This is a genomic window from Paenibacillus sp. LPE1-1-1.1 (genome assembly GCF_040676435.1).
Lineage (GTDB): Bacteria > Bacillota > Bacilli > Paenibacillales > Paenibacillaceae > Pristimantibacillus.
In genome coordinates, this window is record NZ_JBEGHY010000047.1 from 155,579 (window position 1) to 178,853 (window position 23,275).

At 50.3% G+C, this 23,275-nt stretch carries 22 protein-coding genes and 1 rRNA gene; 19 read left to right on the plus strand and 4 right to left on the minus strand.

Features of this window, described 5'->3' with window-relative positions; all coding sequences use genetic code 11:
• The first annotated feature begins 159 nt into the window (after positions 1–159).
• The 9 genes from MRBLPE1_RS32600 (at position 160) to MRBLPE1_RS32640 (ending at position 9,651) form a co-directional block, all read left to right on the plus strand.
• On the plus strand, positions 160–1,332 hold the full coding sequence (locus MRBLPE1_RS32600) for an epoxide hydrolase family protein (RefSeq protein ID WP_364154563.1): 1,173 nt from the start codon (positions 160–162) through the stop codon (positions 1,330–1,332).
• A gap of 91 nt (positions 1,333–1,423) precedes the next feature.
• A complete protein-coding gene (locus MRBLPE1_RS32605; RefSeq protein WP_364154565.1) occupies positions 1,424–2,347 on the plus strand; it encodes a helix-turn-helix transcriptional regulator in 924 nt (307 codons plus the stop codon).
• 253 nt (positions 2,348–2,600) lie between these two features.
• Entirely contained in the window at positions 2,601–3,755 is a 1,155-nt protein-coding gene (locus MRBLPE1_RS32610) for a type III polyketide synthase (protein WP_364154568.1), read from the plus strand.
• On the plus strand, positions 3,748–4,455 hold the full coding sequence (locus MRBLPE1_RS32615) for a methyltransferase domain-containing protein (RefSeq protein WP_364154571.1): 708 nt from the start codon (positions 3,748–3,750) through the stop codon (positions 4,453–4,455). The genes MRBLPE1_RS32610 and MRBLPE1_RS32615 overlap by 8 nt, the downstream gene beginning before the upstream one ends.
• Positions 4,456–4,483: 28 nt before the next feature.
• The gene (locus MRBLPE1_RS32620) at positions 4,484–5,629 is read left to right on the plus strand and encodes an NAD(P)/FAD-dependent oxidoreductase (protein WP_364154573.1); all 1,146 of its coding nucleotides are present in this window, start codon (positions 4,484–4,486) and stop codon (positions 5,627–5,629) included.
• A gap of 34 nt (positions 5,630–5,663) precedes the next feature.
• Positions 5,664–7,811 (plus strand): MMPL family transporter, encoded by a 2,148-nt coding sequence (locus MRBLPE1_RS32625; protein ID WP_364154576.1) that lies wholly within the window; start codon positions 5,664–5,666, stop codon positions 7,809–7,811.
• 81 nt (positions 7,812–7,892) lie between these two features.
• Positions 7,893–8,369, plus strand: coding sequence for a DUF4362 domain-containing protein (locus MRBLPE1_RS32630; protein ID WP_364154578.1), 477 nt, complete (start codon positions 7,893–7,895; stop codon positions 8,367–8,369).
• 49 nt (positions 8,370–8,418) lie between these two features.
• Entirely contained in the window at positions 8,419–9,117 is a 699-nt protein-coding gene (locus MRBLPE1_RS32635) for an HAD family hydrolase (RefSeq protein ID WP_364154581.1), read from the plus strand.
• A gap of 12 nt (positions 9,118–9,129) precedes the next feature.
• Entirely contained in the window at positions 9,130–9,651 is a 522-nt protein-coding gene (locus MRBLPE1_RS32640) for a GNAT family N-acetyltransferase (RefSeq protein WP_364154583.1), read from the plus strand.
• A 178-nt stretch (positions 9,652–9,829) separates the two neighbouring features.
• Here MRBLPE1_RS32640 and MRBLPE1_RS32645 read toward each other — a convergent pair whose 3' ends face one another.
• Complete coding sequence (locus MRBLPE1_RS32645) at positions 9,830–10,879, minus strand: ParB/RepB/Spo0J family partition protein (RefSeq protein ID WP_364154586.1); 1,050 nt, start codon at positions 10,877–10,879, stop codon at positions 9,830–9,832.
• A 189-nt stretch (positions 10,880–11,068) separates the two neighbouring features.
• Between MRBLPE1_RS32645 and MRBLPE1_RS32650 the strand changes: the two genes are divergently transcribed.
• From MRBLPE1_RS32650 to MRBLPE1_RS32660, 3 genes are all read left to right on the plus strand, one after another.
• Positions 11,069–11,749, plus strand: a complete 681-nt coding sequence (locus MRBLPE1_RS32650) for a hypothetical protein (protein WP_364154589.1) — start codon at positions 11,069–11,071, stop codon at positions 11,747–11,749.
• A 621-nt stretch (positions 11,750–12,370) separates the two neighbouring features.
• Positions 12,371–13,195 carry an aminoglycoside N(3)-acetyltransferase gene (locus MRBLPE1_RS32655; RefSeq protein ID WP_364154591.1) on the plus strand — a complete coding sequence of 275 codons (825 nt, stop codon included), beginning with the start codon at positions 12,371–12,373 and terminating at the stop codon, positions 13,193–13,195.
• Positions 13,188–13,688: a GNAT family N-acetyltransferase gene (locus tag MRBLPE1_RS32660; RefSeq protein ID WP_364154594.1), complete on the plus strand. Its 501-nt coding sequence runs from the start codon at positions 13,188–13,190 to the stop codon at positions 13,686–13,688. The genes MRBLPE1_RS32655 and MRBLPE1_RS32660 overlap by 8 nt, the downstream gene beginning before the upstream one ends.
• Before the next feature lie 67 nt (positions 13,689–13,755).
• On the opposite strand, the gene MRBLPE1_RS32665 is transcribed toward MRBLPE1_RS32660, so the two are convergent.
• The gene (locus tag MRBLPE1_RS32665; protein ID WP_364154596.1) at positions 13,756–14,424 is read right to left on the minus strand and encodes an AlkZ-related protein; all 669 of its coding nucleotides are present in this window, start codon (positions 14,422–14,424) and stop codon (positions 13,756–13,758) included.
• A gap of 170 nt (positions 14,425–14,594) precedes the next feature.
• Between MRBLPE1_RS32665 and MRBLPE1_RS32670 the strand changes: the two genes are divergently transcribed.
• From MRBLPE1_RS32670 to MRBLPE1_RS32685, 4 genes are all read left to right on the plus strand, one after another.
• Positions 14,595–14,924, plus strand: coding sequence for a hypothetical protein (locus tag MRBLPE1_RS32670; RefSeq protein ID WP_364154599.1), 330 nt, complete (start codon positions 14,595–14,597; stop codon positions 14,922–14,924).
• Positions 14,925–15,042: 118 nt separating this feature from the next.
• Positions 15,043–15,948 (plus strand): copper amine oxidase N-terminal domain-containing protein, encoded by a 906-nt coding sequence (locus MRBLPE1_RS32675; protein ID WP_364154601.1) that lies wholly within the window; start codon positions 15,043–15,045, stop codon positions 15,946–15,948.
• Between the two features lie 26 nt (positions 15,949–15,974).
• Entirely contained in the window at positions 15,975–16,430 is a 456-nt protein-coding gene (locus MRBLPE1_RS32680; RefSeq protein WP_364154604.1) for a GNAT family N-acetyltransferase, read from the plus strand.
• Positions 16,431–16,466: 36 nt separating this feature from the next.
• A complete protein-coding gene (locus MRBLPE1_RS32685; protein WP_364154607.1) occupies positions 16,467–17,216 on the plus strand; it encodes a spermidine synthase in 750 nt (249 codons plus the stop codon).
• 25 nt (positions 17,217–17,241) lie between these two features.
• Here the strand turns inward: MRBLPE1_RS32685 and MRBLPE1_RS32690 are convergent, their stop codons facing one another.
• Entirely contained in the window at positions 17,242–18,132 is an 891-nt protein-coding gene (locus tag MRBLPE1_RS32690) for an AraC family transcriptional regulator (RefSeq protein ID WP_364154609.1), read from the minus strand.
• 145 nt (positions 18,133–18,277) lie between these two features.
• Between MRBLPE1_RS32690 and MRBLPE1_RS32695 the strand changes: the two genes are divergently transcribed.
• Positions 18,278–21,202: a family 78 glycoside hydrolase catalytic domain gene (locus MRBLPE1_RS32695; protein WP_364154612.1), complete on the plus strand. Its 2,925-nt coding sequence runs from the start codon at positions 18,278–18,280 to the stop codon at positions 21,200–21,202.
• Positions 21,203–21,322: 120 nt separating this feature from the next.
• Here the strand turns inward: MRBLPE1_RS32695 and MRBLPE1_RS32700 are convergent, their stop codons facing one another.
• Positions 21,323–21,808: a DinB family protein gene (locus MRBLPE1_RS32700; RefSeq protein WP_364154614.1), complete on the minus strand. Its 486-nt coding sequence runs from the start codon at positions 21,806–21,808 to the stop codon at positions 21,323–21,325.
• Between the two features lie 119 nt (positions 21,809–21,927).
• Here MRBLPE1_RS32700 and MRBLPE1_RS32705 point away from each other — a divergent pair, with 119 nt between their 5' ends.
• The gene (locus MRBLPE1_RS32705) at positions 21,928–22,875 is read left to right on the plus strand and encodes a helix-turn-helix transcriptional regulator (protein ID WP_364154617.1); all 948 of its coding nucleotides are present in this window, start codon (positions 21,928–21,930) and stop codon (positions 22,873–22,875) included.
• A gap of 299 nt (positions 22,876–23,174) precedes the next feature.
• Positions 23,175–23,275, plus strand: a 16S ribosomal RNA gene (locus MRBLPE1_RS32710); the annotation flags it as partial.

The window sequence follows — 23,275 nt, forward strand, 5'->3', positions numbered from 1 at the left end:
GCTTGTAAAGATAGGATTTTGCGCGGCACGCATCTTGCCTTTATCAAATTTTTTTGAATGTCCCCGGAACCCTGACATAATGCTGTCAGGGTGGATGCTTTAACATAAGAAGTGTAAAGAAGAACAAAGAAACAACCCAATTCGAGGAGGCTGCATCAAATGACAACGATTAAATCCAACGTAACCACAAACACGGTAAATACGGAGATTCGCCCATTTCACATCGACATTCCCGACATGGAGCTAGAAGACCTGCAGTATCGCTTAACACATACCCGCTGGCCCAATGCGATGCAGGCCGCCGGCTGGAAATATGGAGTATCGTTGTCTTATGTGAAAGAGCTGACGAACTATTGGATAAACGAATATGACTGGCGCAAGCATGAAGCGCGCTTAAATGAATTCCCGCAGTTCACAACCGCAATTGACGGTGCCAATATCCATTTCATGCATGTCCGTTCGCCTGAGCCCGATGCATTTCCGCTCATATTAACGCACGGCTGGCCGAGCTCGATCGTAGAATTTTGGGACCTCATTGGCCCGCTTACCGATCCTCGCGCCCATGGAGGCGATCCCGCAAATGCCTTTCATCTCGTCATTCCTTCTGTGCCGGGCTTTGGGTTTTCAGGTTCGGCGCTTGAGCCGGGCTGGGATATTAACCGCATCGCTAAAGCTTGGGCAGAGCTTATGAACCGACTAGGCTATGACAAATATGGCGCCCACGGCAGCGATTGCGGTGCCCTGGTATCCCGTGAGATGGGCATTCAAAAGCCTGAGGGGCTTCTCGCCATTCAAGTGCTGCAATTGTTCTCCTTCCCATCCGGCGATCCGGCAGAAATGGCAGATCTGTCTGAAGATGATCAAAGCCGTCTACAATTTCTAGCTAATTTCCATGAGCGCGCAGGCTTCAACGCCATACAGCAAACGCGCCCGCAGACGCTCTCTTACGGTCTTGCTGATTCTCCGACAGGCCAGCTCGCTTGGATTGCCGAGCTGTTTAATGGTTTCGGCGACCATATCGATCATATCGACCGTGATGCGCTGCTCACGAATGTGATGATTTACTGGCTGACCAATACGGCAGAATCCTCCGCCCGCCTCTATTATGAGAATGTCCATAATCAGGAGCAAGCTTCGCAAGACGCGAATGGGACGGCGACGGGAGTAGCAGTGTTTGGCCATGATTTTAAATCCATGAAGCGTTTTGCCAATCGCGATAATACGAATATCGTGCAGTGGTCGGAGTTTGAACGCGGTACGCATTTTGCAGCACTGGATGCGCCGGATCTACTCGCTCCCGAGCTGCAGGCTTTCTTCCGCCGCTTCCGATAAAAGCAGCAAAGAAGGTTTTAGTCCGCTGTACGCAGAAAGTAATGGGAATCAGAAAATAAACGCGTGATATTTCACATGGGAGGAACCTCAAATGAAGCTGGACCGTCTGCTCTCCATTACCATGACGTTACTGAACCAACCCCGCGTCAGTGCGACCGAGCTGGCGGAGCGCTTCGAGGTTTCTTTGCGCACGATTTACCGGGACATGGATTCGATTAATCAGGCCGGCATTCCGATTGTGTCCTTTCCCGGATCAGACGGAGGGTATGAGATTATGCCGGGCTACCGCATAGACAAACAAATCTTGTCCCTTGATGACTTTTCATCCATTATTTCAGCGCTGCGTGGAGCACAATCGGCTACGGACAGCTCGGATATCCATGGGCTGCTAGAGAGAATAGGCGCTTTATTGCCTGCTTCATCCAGTTCGGATAACGCGGCTAACGTAGATTTTGATTTCTCCCCGGTCCCCAATGACAAAGAAAAAATCGAACCGCTGCACAAAGCGATAAAGGAGCTTAGGCTGGTTCGCTTTGACTACCTGGACAACAAAGGACAGCAATCCGAACGGACAGTGGAGCCGATGGGGCTTTTTCTAAAAGGCTATGTATGGTATCTATACGGCTATTGCCTTTCTCGGTCCGACATTCGCGTATTTAGGCTCTCGCGTATGCTCAATCTGGTCAGCTTGCCTCACACGTTCGTAAGACGCCCCTATACCCTGCAGGATATCGAGCAGCAATTCATGGGGCAGGCTAATTTCACCAAGGTGAGGGCGGTGCTGCGATTTCACTCGGAAGCGAAGACGAGGGTAAGAGATGAATTCGGTTATGACAAAGTAATCGATAATCCGGACGGCACCATGTCGGTCATCACCCATTATTCCTCTACGGAGCGGGCTATTCGGAATATTTTAAGCTACAGCAGCTTAGTTACGGTTATAGAGCCTCCCGATTTAATTGAAGAACTGACCCGGCATATTAAGAAGCTGGCGATGCTTTACAGCATAAATTAACCGTCCCATTGGACAAAAAGAGACCCACAGCATTCGGTGCTGTGGGTCTTCATATATATATTACAAAAGGGGGTTGTTTTTATTATAGGCGGTTTTCATTAAAACGAGATGAAAATTAGATTTCATGTTTATTACAAATGATTGGAAATGCCTGTAAAATTCACAATCATATCATGAAGAGATGCGGAATACACTTGTTAAAAGCAGAAAACTTGTCCGAACACGGCTATCAGAGAGGATGAAGGATGACGATATGAAAAACGCACAATCGGGGATTGCGATTTTAGGGATGGGCACGGCGGTACCGCCTTATTTGGTAGACCAAGCCGATACGGCGCGCAGGCTGGTCGATGCGCTGAGCGACAAGCCGGATTCCGCAAGGTGGGGCAGAAGGATATTTAAGCAATGCGGCGTGCAAAGCCGCTATACCTGCGAGCCGAACCTGCTGGCGGAAGCCGCCGAATGCCGCTATCTGCCAAGCGCTTCTCCGGAGGCGGCCCCTTCGACGGCTGAGCGGATGGGCGTCTATAAGCGGGAATCCGTTCCGCTCGGCCTGCATGCGGCAAGACAAGCTCTATCTGATGGCGATGTTGCGGCTGCTGACGTGACGCATCTCATAACGGTCAGCTGTACGGGGCAGTTTTTGCCCGGAATGGATGCGGCGTTGGTCCGCGAATTGGGCTTGTCGACTGAGGTAACGCGCATACCGCTTAATTTCCTTGGCTGCGCCGCCGGTCTTAAAGCCATCGGCTTATCCCGCCAAATCGTGGCAGCCGACAGCGCTGCCCACGTATTAGTCGTTTGCGTCGAGCTGTGCACGCTGCATATCCAGCCTTCAGGCGACAGAGAGTCGCTGTTTGCCGCCTCCTTCTTTGGAGACGGGGCATCTGCCTGTGTCGTTGGGGCGGCCAAGCCCTTTCACAAGCCTATTTTTACCCTCGGCCAGGAGCGGTCTGTCCTGCTTCCCGACTGCGCCGAAGAGATGGTATGGGAGGTAGGCAACCATGGCTTTGACCTCTATCTTTCCCCGAATATTCCGAAGCTGATCGGTGATTTCATTCCTGCCGAGGTAGAGCGTCTGTGCAGCGAGGAGGATTTAGAGCTATGGGCGATCCATCCGGGCGGGAAGGGGATTATTGATATTTTGCAAAATAAATTCGGGCTTACGGATGAGCAGACGGCGCACAGCCTTGGGGTGCTGCGTGATTACGGCAACGTATCCTCGGCTACGATTCTGTTTGTTCTGAATGCGATGAGGCTTCATCTTGAGGAAAGCGGCTCGGGACCGGCGAGCGGCATCGCGTTAGCCTTCGGTCCAGGACTGACGGCGGAAATGATCAAGATCGCTTATGTTCCTGCCGTGCTTGAGAAAGAACGTGAGCCGGCAGCGGATGGGGCGTATGTCTAGAGGGCTGCGCAATAGGGCATCGGCTGCGGAATTAATGGATGATTTTTCGGCGGGGGGCTCAGAGCTTCGGGAAGCACTGCGTCACCTTCGCCGGTTAAACCGGATTTTTGCGGCTTCTGCGCCGACGGTGCATGGCGTCAAGATATTATGGGCACAAGCGGGTAAGCCGAGAGTCTTATCGATCTTGGATATCGGCGCCGGCTCCGGCGACGTGAACAAGCGGCTGCTGAAGTGGGCGGATGAAGAGCGGATTACGCTGGCAATCCGGCTTGTGGATGTTACCGAGGAGGCTTGCGAGGAAGCGAGGCTTATTTTTCGGGATGAGCCTAGGGTGCAGGTTAAGCGGGGAGACCTGTTTGCCATGCCTGCTGAGAATGCGGATATCGTGACGGGAACGCAATTTCTTCATCATTTTGATGATAGGGAGCTGCCGAATGCCGTCCGCAGCATGCTGAATGCTTCAAGGCTGGGCGTGGTCATTAATGACATTCATCGCCACTGGCTTGCGTGGGCGGCCGTGTGGCTGACGACGCGGCTGATTTCTTCCAATCGCTATATCCTAAACGACGGTCCGCTATCGGTGGCCAAAGGCTTTCGCGCGAAGGATTGGCAGAAACTCGGCTATACGCTTGGAATTCCTGGCCTTTCCTATAGATGGAGACCTTTGTTTCGTTATGCAGTCGTCATTAGCAAGGAATAGGCAAACAGAGCTGACGGAGTTGAGCGGAATGACAACGATTCATGATGCAGCCGTACTTGGCGCGGGCTTGGCGGGGAGCAGCATAGCGAAGTCGCTCGCGGATAAGGGCTGGGACACGCTGCTGCTTGACCGTCAGCATTTTCCCCGGCATAAGGTATGCGGGGAGTTTCTGTCTCCGGAGTCGCAAAGCACGCTGCAAGCGCTGGGCATAAGCGACGCAATTACGGCATTGGAGCCGAGCAGCATAGAGCGGATACGGTTGATTTTTGAAAATGGCGCCGAGGTGGAAATACCGCTGCCCGGGAAAGCGTCGGGGCTAAGCCGCTTCGCCCTGGACTCCGCCATTCACCTTGCTGCCCAGCACGCGGGCGCGAGGCTGGAGACGGGGACAACGGTTACGGCGGTTCGTCCCGCGAAGCACGGCTTTAGCATTGATATCAAGCAGAACGGACAGGCCGGCACGGTAGAAGCAAGGACCGTCATTGCTGCTTGGGGAGCGAGCCAGCGGGCGGGGCTGCCTGGCTTTCGGCAAGCAAATTCGGCCAAACCTTCGTATATAGGCTTGAAAACCCATTATCACGGCTTGGTTATGGAGCCTGTCATCGAGCTGTATTTTTTCCGGGGCGGTTATTTAGGGTTATGTCCGATCGAAGGAGGCCTTGTAAACGCGTCGGCATTGCTGCAGCGGGATGCTTTTGTGAATGCGGGCAAAACGATCCTAACGATTATTCAAGCCGCTGCGAGGCGGAACCCGAAGCTGCAGCGGAAGCTGGCGCATGCGCAGCCTGTATCAGGGTCACAGGCAGCTGTCTCGCCGATCTACTTGAACCGCAAGCCGCTGGCATGGGATCAGCTTCCGCTGCTTGGCGATGCGGCTGCGATGATCCCGCCGCTTTGCGGCGACGGGATGTCGATGGCGCTGCGGTCGGCCGTCCTATGTGCGCCGCTTGCAGACAGCTGCTTGCGCGGGGATCTGTCGGTATCCGGGTGGCAGCAGGCTTACACGAAGCTGATCCATCGGGAGTTTAAGGGCGCGCTGCGTTGGGGCAGCCTCCTGCAATGGCTGTTCAGTATGCCGAATGCCGAGAGCTGGATGCCGCAAGCAGCAAGGCTTGCTCCCGGAATAGCGGAGGCGCTAGTGAACGCAACCAGATTAAAGCCATACCGACCCTAATGAACGCAATCGATACCGGAAGGAGCGGAGGGATGTGATCAATGGTTTAGCTCAGCTTTCCTTCCGGTTTCCGAGGGTGTTCATTTTCATGTGGGCGGCCGTCCTATTGTTTATGGGCGTTAATGCTTTGAAGCTGGATGCCGTCGTTCAGGATCACGGCTTGTACCCGCAGGATGGCTCCTATGCGCAGGTGCAGCGGGTGCTGGCATCTGACTTTAATATCGCCGAAGCCCCAGTCTTGCTGCTCTTCGAGAAGGGAAACGGTGTTACCCAGGCTCGTTTTCTTCGTTTTATCGCACAAGCGCTGCTGCGGGTTGAGGGGATTGACGGCTTAGAGGAGCTGGTGTCCCCGCTTGTGCGGCGAGGGATGCTGGAAGAAAACCATGCATACGCGCTCCTTGCTTTCTCGCATCCCCCCTATCGGATGAATAACGTATTGAAGCAGCTAAAGGGGCTGCTGCCGCCCTCCAACGGAATATCGGTCAAGATTACCGGAAAATCGGCCATCCAGGCGGATGTTAATGAAGCTAGCCATAAAGATTTGGCAAAAGCCGAGCTTATCGGCATACCGCTGGCATTTCTGGTCATGTGGCTTGTTTTTCGGAGAGTCGCGACTGCGCTGCTCCCTATTGCGATTGGAGTGACGGGCGCGCCGATTGCGATGGGACTCCTATACGGGTTGGGCACGAAGCTGGCGTTATCCAATTTTGTTTTGAATGTCATTCCGATGGTAGGGCTCGCTTTAAGCATTGATTTTGCGCTGATGCTCGTCAGCCGGTTCCGCTTAGAACTCCAAGGGAAACCAGACCCTGCCGAGGCTTTGACAGAAACGATGAAGACTGCCGGAAGGGCAGTTTTTGCGTCGGCTGCCAGCGTCTTCTTGGGATTGCTTAGCTTCATCTGGATTCCTCTGCCGATGTTCTCCTCCATTGCACTCAGCGCGATGACTGTGGTTGCCGTATCGTTGCTGCTGGCATTTTCGCTGCTGCCGGCTCTTTTTGCCGTGTGCCTGCCTGTTTTGTATAAGGCAAACAAGAGCAAGAAAAAAGCCGTCCAAACCGGATTTTGGGAGGGTCTTGCACGCTTGGTCATGAAGAGACCTTCTGTCACGGGCTTGTTAGCCGCAGGCTTGCTTTTGCTGTGCATACTGCCATTGAGAAACATGCAGGCATCTATTCCTGATGAGACCTCATTGCCGCAAAGCTACGATTCACGGCTGGCCGCGGAAGTTTATGCCGCTGTATTCGAGCAGCCATCCGAATCGAAGGTTTGGGTTGTTATCGAAGGTAAAGCTATGTTTCTCCGGCAATCGGATTGGACGGAAGCCTTTGCGCTGACGGAACGGTTGAAGCATGATCCGGACGTGAAAGAGGTCAACTCGATATTTTCTGAGCTTAAGCTTTCGCCGGAGCAGCTGTCGGTCCTTGTCCAGAGGCCGCTGCAAAAGAAGAAATACGAAAAAGCGCTCCAGCCGTTTCTGAGCGGGAACCGGCTTCTGCTGCAGTTGACCCTAGCGGACGAGCCGTCCTCGGATGCAGCCATGAAGTGGGTGAGGGAATGGGAGCAAAAAGCGCTGTCATCGCCGCTGGATTTCACGCTGGGCGGCGAAGCGAAATACCAGCAGGAGGTTCATGATCTTATATTCGGCAGCTTGGGCCGCGTGCTTCTCTTTTTGCTGCTATCCAATTTTATGGTCCTTTTTATCGCCTTTCGGTCCGTGCTCCTCGCGGTTAAGACGATCCTGCTGAATCTGCTGAGCATAGGCGCTTCCTTCGGCATATTGACGTGGATTTTCACGGAAGGTCGATGGGGGATGGAGCCGAGCAGTATCGCGATTATGATTCCGGTCTTTATTTTCGGTCTCGTCTTTGGCATTAGCATGGATTACGGCGTATTTCTTGTCTCGCGGATGAAAGAAGAATATGACAGAACAGGCAGCAACGAACAAGCTGTTCGAAAGGGACTGTCATCCGTAAGCAGCATTATTACCGCAGCCGCTGCCATCATGATTGCCGTTACCGCTCCTTTCGCCTTCGGCGAGGTAGTCGGGGTGAAGCAGCTTGGCATCGGCATCGCAGCCGCTATCTTTCTGGATGCCACGATCGTCAGAATGGTGCTGGTGCCTTCCTTAATGATGCTGCTCGGAAAATGGAACTGGTGGGCGCCGAGTGGGTTGAAGTAGCGCCGGGTGAAACATAATGGAAGAACTTCCGTCTAATAGGTTATCTAACCTTAAAGCGGTAGGAAGAAGGAGGGCCCGATGGTGATTAGGACGAGGGTAAACGGAGTGATTATTGGACTAGCGATTGTCTTGGTGCTGTCGTGCGCCTACATTTATGCATCGAAAAACGAAAAAAGCCTTGAAACCTCCAAAGAAGGCGATGTCACTACCGAGGGACCGGGTTTGACCCTTTCGAATGTCAGTCAATTAGATCGCTTTATCGATGACATAAATGCGAATAAAGAGAGTGAAGTAAGAATCGTTTCCCAAACGGACGAAGGGGATCTTCTTATTACGGAGCTAATCTATGACGGCCGTAAAATCCTGCATCGCTACGATAACTCGCGAGACGACTTAGCGGGCGCTTTTAGGGGCGTCAGGGATACCGTTTGTACAGGTGCCGGCAAAGAGGAAACAGATACGAATATTCGCTACTATATCAAAGGCTGTAAATGGAAGGATGCAGGATCGGTGAGCACGGGAGAGAACTATTATTTATTAGCCGTGCCGAAGGGCTGAGGAAATTCTCTATCGAATACAAGAGTCATGATGGAAAGGGCTGAGCAGTATGGCGATTAAAGCGGTACTCTTTGATTTAGACGGTACGTTGTTAGACCGGGATGCGTCACTTGCTTTATTCGTCAGCAATCAATATGATCGGCTCCCTTCTCTGCAATCCGTAGAAAAAGATATTTTCGTTCAGCGTTTTATCGAGCTCGATAATCATGGCTATGTTTGGAAGGACAAGGTTTACCGGCAGCTTATCGAAGAGTTTTCGATCGCGGGGCTGGATTGGCAGACGCTGTTAAGTGATTATCTGAATGGCTTCAAAAGGTTTTGCATCGGTTTTCCGCATCTATTGCCTATGCTTACAGAGCTCAAGAGCCGCGGGCTGAAGATTGCGCTGGTCTCAAACGGTTATGGGCAATTTCAATTCGATAATTTCGAAGCGCTGGGCATCAGCCCTTTATTTGACGAGGTGCTGATATCGGAATGGGAGGAGCTGCGCAAGCCCGACCCGGCCATTTTTATGCGAGCCTTGACCAAGCTCGGAGTAAAAGCCGAAGAAGCTGTATTTGTAGGCGATCATCTAATTAACGATATTAAAGCCAGCCGTGCCGCAGGAATGAAAGCCGTATGGAAACGGAACCCGCCACTTGCTCCTTTCGGGGATGCGAATGGGGATGCCGATGGAGTAATCGATGATTTAGGAGAGCTTGTCCAGATCGCGTTAAGCCTCCCGTCCGTGCCGGCAAATAACCGATAAAGGGGAACGGAAATGAACGATCTCTTGCAAATCCGTCCGATGATACAACCGGATGTTGAAGTGGTTTTTCAAGCTCTTGGGGCACATGGAATTGGCAAACCGCTGGATTACATTAAGCGCTGCGCGGAACAAAATATAACCGGCGAGCGAATGACGCTAATCGCATTATACGATAGCCAATTTGCCGGCTGGCTGCATCTTTTATCCCGATCCAGCTATCCTTATTTTGCAGAACGGGACATTCCCGAGATCAATAATTTTGATGTCATCCCTTCGCTCCGCCGGCGAGGTATCGGCAGCGCGCTGATGGATGCCGTGGAACAAATCGCATTTGATAAGTATGGCATTGTCGGGATCGGAGTTGGTTTATTTTACGATTACGGCAACGCGCAGCGGCTCTATGCGAAAAGAGGCTACATTCCTGACGGAAGAGGAGTCATGTACGAGGATATGCAGGTCGAGCCTGGCAGCTGCGTAAAGGTTGGCCATGATTTAGCTTTGTATTTGGTTAAAGAGCGGGCGGATAGAGACTAAGAGCCCAGCCGGTATTAGTTAAATAAGAACCGTCCGTTGGTTTGCCGATAGCGCCAAAGAACCGGGCATTGGACATGCCGGATTCCTATAATCAGGCATTTGCCTATGCTCGTTAAAAAGACCAGCCAACGCGTTATGCTCGCGATAGACTGGTCAATTTTTTTAACAGGCTGTTCGTTTATTCGGACGAAGCGACCGTTTGCAGGCGGCTGCTTGCAAATTCGCGCACGCTGCGCCACTCGGCCAAATGGCTCTCCAACTGCTGAATTAATGCATCTACGCCTTGGATAAAAGGAACCTGACCGCCCGCATGGATCATGGCGACGGATTGAAGCGTTTCCGCGGTTAGGGCGCTGTGAGCGGGAAGTGCGGCAGCGAGCCGGTAAAGAGCATCTTCGACGGGAGTAGCGGAAGCGGCAGATGGACCTTGCTTCGGCGTCTCGGAAACCTCCGGCTTAGCCGGTTTCTCCGCCTTGGGGGCTGCCGGTTTGGGTTCAGCGGGCGGTTTGGCGCGCTCCGCTTTGTTCTGCTCATGGGTTGACCAGGTTTCGATGAGTCCGCTTCCGGTTTTGAAGAGCAGCTTGTCCTTGGTGCTGTCAGAAATGGTTTTGTCCTTAAACAGCTTCGCTATTTTCTTCACATCGCTTACGGGCAGCTCATCGCGGGCTGCAATCAGCGCAAGCGGATCGCGATGCTCCATCGGCAGATCCTTCAGCGGAAGCAATTGATCCTCGGTCAGCTTGTCTTTCTTGATCTCGGTGCCGCTGACAATCAGCTTCTTTACCGCATTGCTGAATTTCAGCAGCTCGCATTTGTTCTTGATATAGGATTCGGGCTTGCCCAATTTCCCGGATAAAAATTTGGTTGAGCTCCGGAATTTCGAATCATTCAGCAGTTTATGGAAGGCTTCGGCTTCCTCGATCGGCGAGAAGCCTTCACGCGTCAAATTTTCCGCAATCTGCTCCAAATAGATCTCCATCTCGTCCGTTACGGTAGAAACGATACAAGGAATGGTCGGCTTCCCAAGCATTTTGCTGGCTTTGTAGCGGCGGTTGCCGTAAATGATCTTATACCGTCCGTTGCTCGTCGTTCTTACTTTAATGGGGGAGAGCAGGCCGATTTCGTCTATGCTTTTCATTAATTCCTGCAAGGCTTCCTCGTCAAACTGATACCTGGGCTGATCGGTATCCTCGTCTATTAAATCCGTTACAATTTCAATGATATCCATATGATTTCTCCTTAAGGTTTTGCTGCGTTTTCAATGTTCGGAGCTTGTTGATGACTTCCTCTATTATATAGCAAGGGCGGAAATGAGGAAACGATTGGCGCAGCATTCAAAATGTTTTGCATTTTTGGAAGAGATTGAAACAAATGATAGGCGCTGAACGTTTTAAAATAGTAAAAGGAGAGATGGATAATGATGCGAATGAGGATAGCGGCGCTCATCCTTTTGCTGACTGCAGGAATGCTCCTGGCCGCCTGCAGCAATAAACCGTACGGTCATTATCGTGATGATCAAATGATCGGCTTCATCGACACTCTGAACAATCAGGAGCAGACAGTCGGCTTCAATATATCGGAATGGGCGAAACGCGATGAGCCGGGTCCGGCTATAGCTGATTGGGGCGCGAGCTACGAGGCTCGCGTGCTTCCCGGCACGAAAATTACCAATGAAGCAGGCGAGAAGCTGGGATGGGAGGATTTGAGGCATGGACAGAAGGTTCAGATCAATCCGCCGACCACCGAGAAAATAACGGAAACGCCGGATGAGCTCATTATTTTGTCCATGTCGAACGAAGAACTGCTTGCGAGAGCGGGATTGCTAGCCGGCCAGAAAGGCAAATACAAAACGACGGTTGTACACGATAAAGACATGCCCCAGCCCTATCCCGTAGAGGAGATCGAGATGGACGCTAGGAATGTTCTTAACGGCGGATACGGATGGATGGCGTATAACCCGAGCTATGTGATGGATGTAAAAAAAGCATTTCGTCTCGAAGCCCTCCCTATATTCCTCGTATTTGACACCGAGAAGCTTGTGCTGAAGACGGAGCGTTTGGAAGAAGTAACGGCGTTCATCAGCTCGATGGAAAAATAGTTCCGTTATAGTTGTCTATTGGTCAAACGGCGGTGTAGAGTGTAGAGAAGAAGCTCCGGTTACAGGAGCGCCGATACCAGCACAATGTGTGTTTTTCAATGCTGCCGCTCATGGTTGTTAGGTCCCTTAACTACCTCGTGTTCCGTGATGCCGCTCCGGTTGTTAAGTCCCTTAACTACCTCGTGTTCTGTGCTGCCGCTCCAGGTAGTTAAGTCCCTTAACTCTCTCGTGTTCCGTGATGCCGCTCCGGTTGTTAAGTCCCTTAACTACCTCGTGTTCCGTGCTGCCGCTCCAGTTGTTAAGTCCCTTAACTGCCATTCCGTGTTCCGAGCCTACGCTGCAGATTATACAACGGAAACCTGACATGAGAGCTCCAATGGTGGGCTAGATTGCAGTTTATACAATGGGATAGCCCCATAAGCGCCGTCGGAGCCCGCTGGCTGCTGATTCTATTGCACAAACTGCAGCGTAGCGGGGTACTTTTCGCTCAATATGCCGTTCTACTGCACAAACTGCAGTGTAGGGTGAGGACAGCGGTTTTTATAATAAAATGATTTGTTAAACGAACGGTTAAACGAACGGTCAAATGAATGGTTAGACAAATATGAAGGTGTGATACATATGGAAGAAATTCAAGGAGAGCTTTGGACGCCCGAATCATTGAAGGCAGATTTCAAAAAGCTGGGCATCAAGCCGGACATGACGGTCATCATGCACAGCTCGATGAAGTCGCTTGGCGGCTATGTTGCCGGAGGGCCGGTTGCCGTCATTTTGGCGATAGAAGAGTGCGTGGGCGAGAGCGGAACGCTCGTTATGCCGACCCATACGGGAGATTTGTCCGACCCGGAGCACTGGCGCTATCCTCCCGTCCGGGAGTCATGGTGGCAGCCTCTAAGAGATTCGATGCCGGCCTTTTCCGCCGACCTTACTCCGTGCAGAGGCATGGGGATAATAAACGAAAGCTTTAGAAAACAAAACGGGGTTGTGCGCAGCGGCCATCCCCAAGTATCCTTTGCTGCTTGGGGCGCCAAAAAAGAGAGCATTACAGCCAATCATAGCCTGGCATACAGCCTGAGTGAACATTCTCCTATCGCAAGACTATATGAGGAGGAAGGCTGGGTGCTTTTGCTGGGCGTGGGCCATAACCGCAATACCTCGCTTCATTTGGCGGAATATCGCGCACAGTATGTGGGCAAGTCCGAAATGACCAACCATGCGCCTATTCTTGAAGAAGGCGTGCGAAAATGGGCCGGTTTTCAAGACATTGACTTTAACTCGGATGATTTTGAACAGCTGGGCGAAGCATTTGAACGGGATACGGGAGAAGTGCGGAGAGGTACGGTTGGCCATGCTGCCGCGCTGCTCATGCCGGTAAAGGAATTAGTCGATTACGCGGTAGGCTGGATGGAGCGGAATAGAGGGCACAAAGGAGAGCATGATGATTGATACGATCGTTTTCGAAGAAATTCAGGAGCAGCATTTGCCCGCGATCATGCGTACTTACAATTATTACGTTGAACATACAACGATTTCTTTTCATACGGAGCCGCTAACCCTGGAAGAGATTCGGAACAATGTGATACATCAAAGTCCCAAATACAAATCCTTCGTTATTTTAGACGAGGGCATGTTCAAGGGTTATGTTCTCATCACCCAGCACAAAAATAAGCAAGCCTACGATGTTACCGCCGAGGTAACGATCTACTTGGATCCTGAACAGCTGGGGCACGGCCTTGGGAGCCGGGCGATCGCTTTTCTCGAAAAGCAAGGAAGAGCAAGCGGCTTTCGCGTATTGATTGCAACCGTCTGCACCGAAAACGAAAGAAGCATCCGTTTGTTCGAGAAACACGGCTATCTCCAATGCGCGCATTTCAAAGAGATCGGCTTTAAATTCGGAAGAAGACTGGATATTGCCAGCTATCAGAAAATAATCGAATAAAACATAAAGGGGAGATGCCCGTTAGCCTGCGCTAACCTGGTGCATCTCCCTTTATAATTGCGTTCGGCTAAAGCGAAAACCGCAGCTTCTTATCCAAATATTTCAGCGCTTTTTCCGTGCAGACCGCGCTTAGCTCCGCTTTGGCGACCGCTTTGGCTTCGGCTAAATGGCGAGGCGCTTCCGGTGTTCCGCTGAGCGTTTCATAAAGCCAGTGGTCGGAGCTCTCGAAGCACATGCTGCTCCAGCCGCCCTCGAAGTCACTCTCCTGCGCGCCGGTAATGACGATATCGGCGAAGTTTTGCAGGTCAACGAGCGCACGCTCGTAATCCTTTTTTTGTTCCTTGGCCGTTAGATTGGATTCTTTGCGCAAGTTCCGCGAATCGATATTGCCGGCTTCCTTAATGATCCGGTAAATATTCCGAGCGTCCTGAGACAGCAGGCCGCTGCTGTACCGTTCTTCTACGCTTTTGCCCTGCGAGAGCAGCATCGGAATCATCGGAAACAAGTCTACATGAATGAAGGAAGCTTTGGTTCCAAAAAACTTCCCGTATGCTGCGTGCTCATCCTTTACGATCTTGACGCGCCACAGCCAAGGGTCCCGATCGGTATCGGTATGCCAGCTGTCGCTCGGCACGACGGAGGTAAGCGAAGGATGCTCGGGAATCAGATCGGAGAATGGAAAAATCTTATATTGACCGACTAGCTGTACGAACTCCGGATACGTTGTAATACTCATGTTTTCACTCCTAAAGTAGGTTGCTCTATTATTCTAGTAATTCCCATGATTATCCTGCTTTACACAGGATGCGAAATAAACCGGACCGTAACCTTTTTGGGCGGGATGACGTCTTATACGTGAGGAATGCCATAAGATATGGTTCCGTTAGGAGAGGGCTGGTGTGAAATGTGAAGAGTATACTCGTATGGGCGGCATCGGCAGTATTTCTTCTCGCTGGCTGCACTGCCGATACGACGAGGACCAATGGTGCGAGCGGTCAGGAGCCGATCGTTGTTCAAGCTAGCCAAACAGAGTCGTTTAACAAAAAGCATGCCAGTTCATTGCAAATAAATGGAGCGCAAGAAATTTCCCTATCCAACATTTCGGGAGAACGAAACGATGCCGTCGTATTTTCGGAAAATGAAAAGCTGGACATCATAGAACGCGCCATTCAAACGGCAGAAGGCAGCTTTACGGCGTTTACGAATCCAAAGAAGGAATATATGAGCTTGGGGTAGTTTGCTGCGCACGGAACTCCGCTCACCACGATCGTTTACAAATGGGAAAACGGTGTTTTTTTTCATGGGAAAAAGCGAGAATTCAAAATAACATTCGATGTTTAAGGAGGCATTTATCATGAAAAAATGGATGAAAACGGCGGCGGCTGCACTAACCGTAGCAGGTGTACTAAGTGCGGGCGCTGCGGTTATGGCTGCGCCTGTCGCTGCCGCACCTGTCAAAATGTTTATTAACGGTTTATACCAGGACGATGTTTTAAATGTGAATGGCAGAACGATGGTCCAATTGAAAGCTTTTCATGATCCTGATAAAATTAGCTATTCCTACGAGTCGGCTACGAAGACCATTATCATCAAAAATCCGCTTAACAAAATTACGGTGCGTCTGAAGAACGGCTTGAAAACGGCCGACATCAATGGCAAGAAAATCGCATTAGATGCGCCGGTTACGGTGAAACGGGGGCGGACCTACGTGCCTGTCCGCTTTGTAACGGAGACGCTGGGAGGTACGGTCGCCTATAATAACGCTGCAAAGCAGGTCATCGTCCGAACACCTACGGGTGAAGAGCAGTTCAAAACGCTCATGAGCGGTGAACTCGATAAAGCGCGCGCAGCTGTACTCGATCTTCCGGAGTTAAACTACGGAAAAGTAATTCAACCCTATGGGGAAGGCTTTACGACGATTTACACGTTCCCGAATGGGGAAGCACTCCGTTATTTGATGGAATATAGAGGTTTAGTGACTTATGTCGAAGTCAACGAAAATGGCATAGCCGAGATCAAATGGCAAAAGGATACGATAGGGAAAAACGGCGAAACGGGCCAAGAACCGAAAGCATTTGGCGAATCCGTTTATTTTATGGATGTTCTAATGGCGGATAGGCTGTCGTACGGAACGGTAGACAGTACCGGTAAAAGTACGGAGATAGCCTCGGTTGACCGCTATAATAATCCACAGTTTGCGCATGTTCTTATCATGCCGATTGAGGGCGAAGTGAGGACGGATGCAAAATTGACTGAATAAGCGCAGAAGGAAGCGTGCATGCCATCATGATTGAAAAAATCGATATAACCGATCCGCTCATCGCGAAGGAAGTGCTTGGCATTCAAATACCATCTTACAAGGTAGAGGCCGAGCTGATTCGTTTTGAGGAGCTGCCCCCTCTAAAAGATACCGTAGAAACGCTGCGCGATTGCGAAGAAACCTTCTACGGCTATTACTTAGGCGGTGAGTTATGCGGGGCGATAGCGATAAAAAGGGAAGCGGACATCATCGATATTCATCGCTTGATGGTTCATCCTAAGCATTTCCGAAAAGGAATAGCCAAGGAGCTGCTCCGGTATATAGAAGGCCTTGCTGGCCGCGGCGGTGCAATTGTGGTTGCAACGGGAACGCAAAACGCCCCGGCCGTAAGCTTTTACAAGCAAAGCGGTTTTGCGGAAACGGGAGTTTTTCTGGTGGAAGAACGCTTGTCGATCACTTCTTTCAAAAAAAGGATACGATAAGCTTTATATTTTTTTGAGCATAAGGAGAACGATTCATTGCAGCTATTAACAAAGGCAAGCAGCGGCTCTCAAGACGTCTCCGTGTACGAAGCCAATCAGTTATATGGGGAAATCGGGAAATATCGGTTTTTGCAATTTTCTGATCATGCGATACAGGGCGCGATTGACCTAAAGAACCCGAAACGAATCGTGCTGGAATATCCCAGGGCGATTATGCATTTGATGGAGCGGAACGACCCCGTATTCGAAAATGTTTTTATGATCGGTCACGGAATCGGGACCATCCCCGCGAATTACCCGGATAAACGGTTTATCGTAGCGGAAATCGACGAGACGGTGGTCGGGCTAAGCAGAGCGTACTTCCATTATCAGTTGGATAACGTTCGGATCGGAGACGGCCGCCGGCTGCTGTGCGAGCAGGAGCGGGGCGAGTTCGATTATATTATTTTGGATGCCTTCACGGAGGCAGGCACGCCCTATCATTTAACGACCTTGGGCTTTTTTGAAATGGCCAAAGAAAAGCTCGATGCCCAAGGCTCGATGATTTTGAATCTGATGGGTAAAGTGAAAAACGACAAAATAATGAATGCCATTTATGCCACGCTCGGAGAAGCCTTCGCTTATGTCAAAGCATTTTCGCTGCCCGCCGAGCATAACGCGGATATCAGAAATATCATTATAGCGGCAAGCTGCAGGCCTATCCGGTTTGAGTCTAAGGCTATGGCAGGCTTCAATGAAATCCAGCTGGAAGAAGGCCATATTCTGATGGATAAACGAGAAGGGTGAGCGGGACTGGGACGAATCTTCTAGGCTATTGTTTCTGTTCTTGTACCAACCGGCGATATTCGCGAGGCGTCATGCCGGCAATCCGTTTGAAATGGGTGAGAAAGGCATCGATATTTTTGTAGCCTGCCTCTTCCGCAATCGCGCTGATTTTCTGCTGCGGGCTTCTTAGAAGCTCGCAGCTTTTTTTGATGCGCAGATGCTGAAGATATTGGAGAAAAGATTGTCCGGTATGCTGCTTGAACACGCGGCTGAAATGACGCTCGCTCCATCCGCACCGGGCTGCAAGCTGTCCGACTGTCACACTCTCATGCGGATGCTGCTCCAAATCGCTGATTATCTGCCCAAAGGACGTAGATGCTTTTTCTTCCAATAAAGGCTTGTTCGTATCCTGCATCAAACGATAGATCGACACGAGCAGCTGTACGAGCAGCGTCTGCAGATAAGCGGCCGAGCCGTTTTGCGGCTGTTCATATTCGCGCAGCATGCTGCGAAACAAGCTATCGATCAAGTAGTTGGAATCAAACACGGATTGAAACGCCGATGGATGGGTGAGCTGCTTTTCGAGAAAATCGACAATCGGCGGCTCGCCGCCAATCCACTCGTTCATCGAAACGAGCAGGGACGGCAGGAAGACGCAATTATATACAATTAACGGAGGGCTGGTGCGGGAAGGCGTTGAAGGCCGGAAGACATGCGAGACTCCGGGAGGCAAAATAAATAATAAGCCTTTGTATACCGGCATAACCTCTTCTCCGATATGATGGAAGCCTTTGCCCTCCGCTACATAGGCGAGTTCAATGAAATCATGGTTATGCAGCGGCAGCTGGAAGTTTTCGGTGGCGCGGTTTACATAGACTAAGTCGTTTTTTTGTAAATATTGCTCGACCTTATACAACTGCGTGTGCTTGCTCGGCATGATCTGATCGACCCTTTCATTGGATGTCGCTTTTCAGGGATTAAATGTCTGAAACAGGGGTAAATGAGTACCTTGATTTTACTATAATTAAAAATAGATTGCACGGGCAAGCACCCGATAGCTGGCATAAAAGGAGCAGAATGACATGGCGAATAACGGTTGGAAAGCAAGCTGGATTTGGGGCGGAGAAGCCATAAGCCCACGCAACGAATGGCGCTGCTTTAGGAAAAGCTTTGTGGTTGATCAATCGAATGATCGTACAGCCCCGCCTTCGAACACGACTCTGCGAATCAGTGCGGATTCTCGTTACGTTCTTTATATCAACGGCAAGCATGTTGGAAGAGGGCCTGTCCGTTCGTGGACCGTCGAGCAATTTTATGATGTGTATGAGGTTGGTCATCTGCTGGTGCCGGGGCAAGTAAACACGATTGCGGTGCTGGTGCTTCATTTTGGCGTGTCGACCTTCTATTATTTACGCGGTCGCGGCGGCTTACTGGTTCAACTAGACAGCGGCAATGAATCCGAAACGGAATCGAAAATGCTGCTTGCTACGGATGAAACCTGGAACACCTCCGTACATGAGGGATATCATACACGCTCGCCGCGCATGTCCTGTCAGCAGGGCTTCTCCGAATATGTGGATGCTGGCTTGTGGGGGGAAGACTGGATAGAAACCGCCTTTCAAGATGCGCGATGGGAGAAGTCAAAGATCATAGGGCCTGTCGGCACGGGGCCGTGGACGACGTTATTAGAGCGGGACATTCCTCTTCTGGCGGAGTACCCTGTATATCCATCACGCATTTTAACCTTGAACAGCGTTCAATCCTTCACGTATTCTACGGCCATTGATATACGCAATCAAATGGTTGAAGACAGCGAGAACCATGCCAATGTCGTAGGTTTTACCGGGTATGCGGCAACGCTTCTATGCGTAAGGGAGGAGACGGAAATCATTCTCGGATTCCCGAATGCCGGGGAATGCGTGGGTGCGGTATCGCTGAACGGGGTTAAGCTTGGCGAGGAACGGTTTACAGGCGTTCTGCCTGAGCGCTATGCGGCCGTTACCCTAAGCAGAGGCGACAATCTATTGTTAATCGATGTAAGCGGAGGAATGCATACGGGCAAGCTTCATTTGGGTATTTTTAGCGAGGCCCCGGTCGAGCTTCGAGCTCCGCTAATGGAAGCGGGTGAGCCGGAGGGTGCTTCTGCTTTTATTACGATTGGCCCGTTTGACAGCACCGTATATTTGGATCATCAGCATTCAAGAGAAATTGATTTTGAGGACCAACAATATAAAGAAGTAATAGACAAAGTAGCTGCTATGGATGATTTGGCTGCTTATTCATCTTATATCCGCGCAATCGACGAGCGCTTCGTTAGCGAAGCAGATGTATTAGGCCTCTCCATCTGGAAGAAAGAAAGTATCTCCCGAACGATTCCGGCAGCCCTGCATAACGCAGTGATTCCCAATGCCTCGGCAGGCGTTATTCCGGTTTATCCGGGCTTCGACACCGAAATCGTTATCGATTTCAGCAAGGAGCTCACCGGTTATCTGTCCTTCGAGATCGAGGCTGAAGCGGGAACGATTTTAGACTTTTACGGCTTCGAGTATATGACGGAAGATTATCGGCAGGATACGTTCGGACTCGACAATACGCTGCGCTACGTTTGCAGGGAAGGGAGGCAGCGGTATGTGTCCCCCGTTCGAAGAGGACTGCGTTATTTGATGCTGACTGTCCGAAATGCGGTGAAGCCGGTCAGGCTGATCAACGTTCATTATATGGCAAATCATTATCCTGTTGCCGAAATCGGCAAGTTCCAATGCTCTGATCCGCTGCTTAACGATATTTGGGAGATCAGCCGCCATACGACGAAGCTCTGCATGGAGGATACGTTTGTGGATTGCCCGGCCTATGAGCAGGTGTTCTGGGTAGGCGACAGCCGCAATGAGGCGCTGGTCAGCAATTATTTGTTCGGCGTAAACGATATCGTGAAGCGCTGCCTGCGCCTTGTGCCGGGGTCGAAGGATCAAACGCCGTTGTATGCCGATCAGGTTCCGAGCGGATGGAGCAGCGTTATACCGAACTGGACATTTTTCTGGGCGATTGCTTGCCGGGAATATGTGGAGCAAACAGCAGATCTGGATTTTGCCAAAGAAATGTATCCGCATATCCGTTTTACGCTGGAGCATTACTTAAAAGAAATCAATGAGGACGGCCTGCTGGCGATCAAAGGCTGGAACCTGCTCGATTGGTCGCCGATTGACCAGCCGAATGACGGCATTGTAACTCATCAGAACTGCTTTTTGGTGAAAACCTTGCGAGTCGCCTCCGAAATGGCGGTCTTCTCGGGCGATGCGGAAGGGCAGCGGAAGTTTACACAGGCGGCAGACGATCTTCTAGCTGCTATCAATGCGCATCTATGGTCAGAGGAGCAATCCGCTTATCTCGATTGTATTCACGTAGATAGCCGCAGGTCGGACATCTTCTCCGTGCAAACGCAGGTTGTCGCTTATTTGACTGGTGTTGCGCAAGGCGGGCGGAGAAGCGTGATGGAGCGATATTTGCTGGATTCGCCTGCTCATTTTGTGCAAATCGGCAGTCCGTTCATGTCTTTCTTCTATTATGAAGCCTTGTCGGAATCCGGGCAGGTCCCAACGATCGTCGATGACATCCGCCATAATTACGGGCAAATGATTGAGCATGATGCTACAACCTGCTGGGAGATGTATCCGAATTTCACGGAGAACCGGGCGAACCCCAATATGCTGACGAGAAGCCATTGCCATGCTTGGTCCTCTGCGCCTGCCTATTTCCTCGGACGTGAGGTGCTCGGGATTCGCAGTGCGGCAATCGGATGGAGCGAGGTGGACATCATGCCTAATCCATGTGGATTAGCTTGGGCGAAGGGGAGCGTGCCGCTTTCGGATTCAGGGCAAATCGATGTATCTTGGAAGCTGCTCGCAGAGCAGGTTATCGAAATTTCCGTTCAATACCCAGATTCGGTTAAAGTAAATATCAAGATACCGGAGGGGTATCAAGGGATTATTCGGGAAAAGAAAAGCGTATAGCATAGGCGTATAGGAATTAGATCATAGCCTGCTCTATATTGAAGCAAAAAAATAAGCTCTCACTGCCCGCTGGCGGTGGAGAGCTTATTTGTATGTGCTGCGCTGCACATCCTGCTTTGCTTAGTACAAATCGAACATGTTGACGGCATAGCCTTGCATCTTCAAGTAAGTAAACAGCTGTGCGCGGTGGTGCTGGGCATGAGTTGTAATTTCAACCAGCCATTTTGCCTGAACCGAGCCATGTTCCAAATAAAAGGGCTTTGTTTTCTTATGAAGAAAATCTTCCTCATGGAGTCCTTCCATATACGCTTTCACTTCATTAAATCCCGCAGTCATCCATTCGATTAGACGTTCCTTGTCGCGATTAGCCGCAATATCGGCTTCGAGCTTGCGAATCACCGGTTCGCTATTTTCTTGAAGAATAAGCAGATCAGAGGACGGGACCGATACGAGATGCTCCACAAGCTCCAGCAATGACCTCATGTTGTCATGGGGCTTGAAATCCCAGTGTTCCGGTGAAATTTTAAGAATGAGATTCGAGGATGTTTTGACGATATGCTCCAATTCCTCAAGAAGCAAATCTTTGACTTCGTTAACAGCTGGCATGTTTGTTCACTCCGTTCATTAAATGTAGTGATACTGATTGCTTGATTAGGCTCCGCTCTAATTGTAGCTTATAATAGTGACAATACTTGTCATAATTAAAAAAGAAATGGAGCATAGCGATGTCTAAATCGAAGCGGCTTATCGAATTGATGATGACAGTCAATAGAATGCGGAAGTTCACCGTTAGGGAGCTTGCCCATGAGTTTGGAGTATCAACGCGAACGATATTGCGGGATTTACAGGAATTAAGCGAGCTCGGCGTTCCTTTATATTCCGAGGTCGGGCCTCACGGCGGCTATCAGGTGCTCAAGGAAAGAATTTTGCCGCCTATCGCTTTTACGGAGGAAGAGGCAGTAGCGATATTTTTTGCAAGCCATGCCCTCAGGCACTATTTATATCTTCCCTTTGAGACAGAAGCCTCTTCGGCACTTAGCAAGTTTTACTTTTATATGCCTGGCGATGTCCGCGATCGCATCGATCAAATGAAAAACCGTGTTGATATTTTCACACCCGAGAGGCAATCAAAGGTATCTTATTTATCCATCCTGCTGGAAGCGTCTATTCATCAGAAAGTATTGCTCATTGAATATGAATCGCGGGAAGGCAAATCTAGCCGGCAAATTCAACCGATCGGCATATATGCCAGCAACGGTTTATGGTATTGTCCAGCTTACTGTTTTCTGCGGGCGGAACTGCGGTTGTTCCGCTGTGACAGAATGAAATCGGCCGAGTACGATACATCCGAAGTAAAGCCGATGGATTTGCGGGATGTGCATCTTGAAAATCGGGATGCGTTTTTTCAAACGAAGGAGGAGTATATCGGCATAAATGTGGATTTGAGCAGAGAAGGCGTCCAGCGCTGCGAATCTGAGCTGTGGCCAACACCTAAGCTACATGTTTACGAGGACGGCTCTGGCCGTTTGGATGGACAGGTTAGAAAGGTTGATCTGCCGTTTTTTGCGAAGTTTTTTATTGGATTAGGAAATGAAGCTACTGTTAAGGAGCCCGCCGAGCTGATTGAACGTATGAAGCAGATTCTTTGCACGCTTATGGATAAGTACAAATAGCTGGCGAATGAAAGAGTATGAATATTGGAGATGAATCCTTTTATATATGACCTGATGAAGCATTATAGTGCGGGGAATCTCTATTATTAATGGAAAAAGCAGTGTTTTATAAATTAATTTAAAAAAACACTTGCATTACTAGTCTTGTCCATGGTATATTCTTATTCCGGCCAAGAAACATACCGGAACGAAAGAAAAAAGATTGCTCTTTGAAAACTGAACAACGAGTAATAACTGCCCTTACGATCCTAACGGATCGTTAGAAAAGCGATAAAAAAGTAATGAGCATTTCAAACACCAATTTGGAGAGTTTGATCCTGGCTCAGGACGAACGCTGGCGGCGTGCCTAATACATGCAAGTCGAGCGGATCTTGTCCTTCGGGACAAGGTTAGCGGCGGA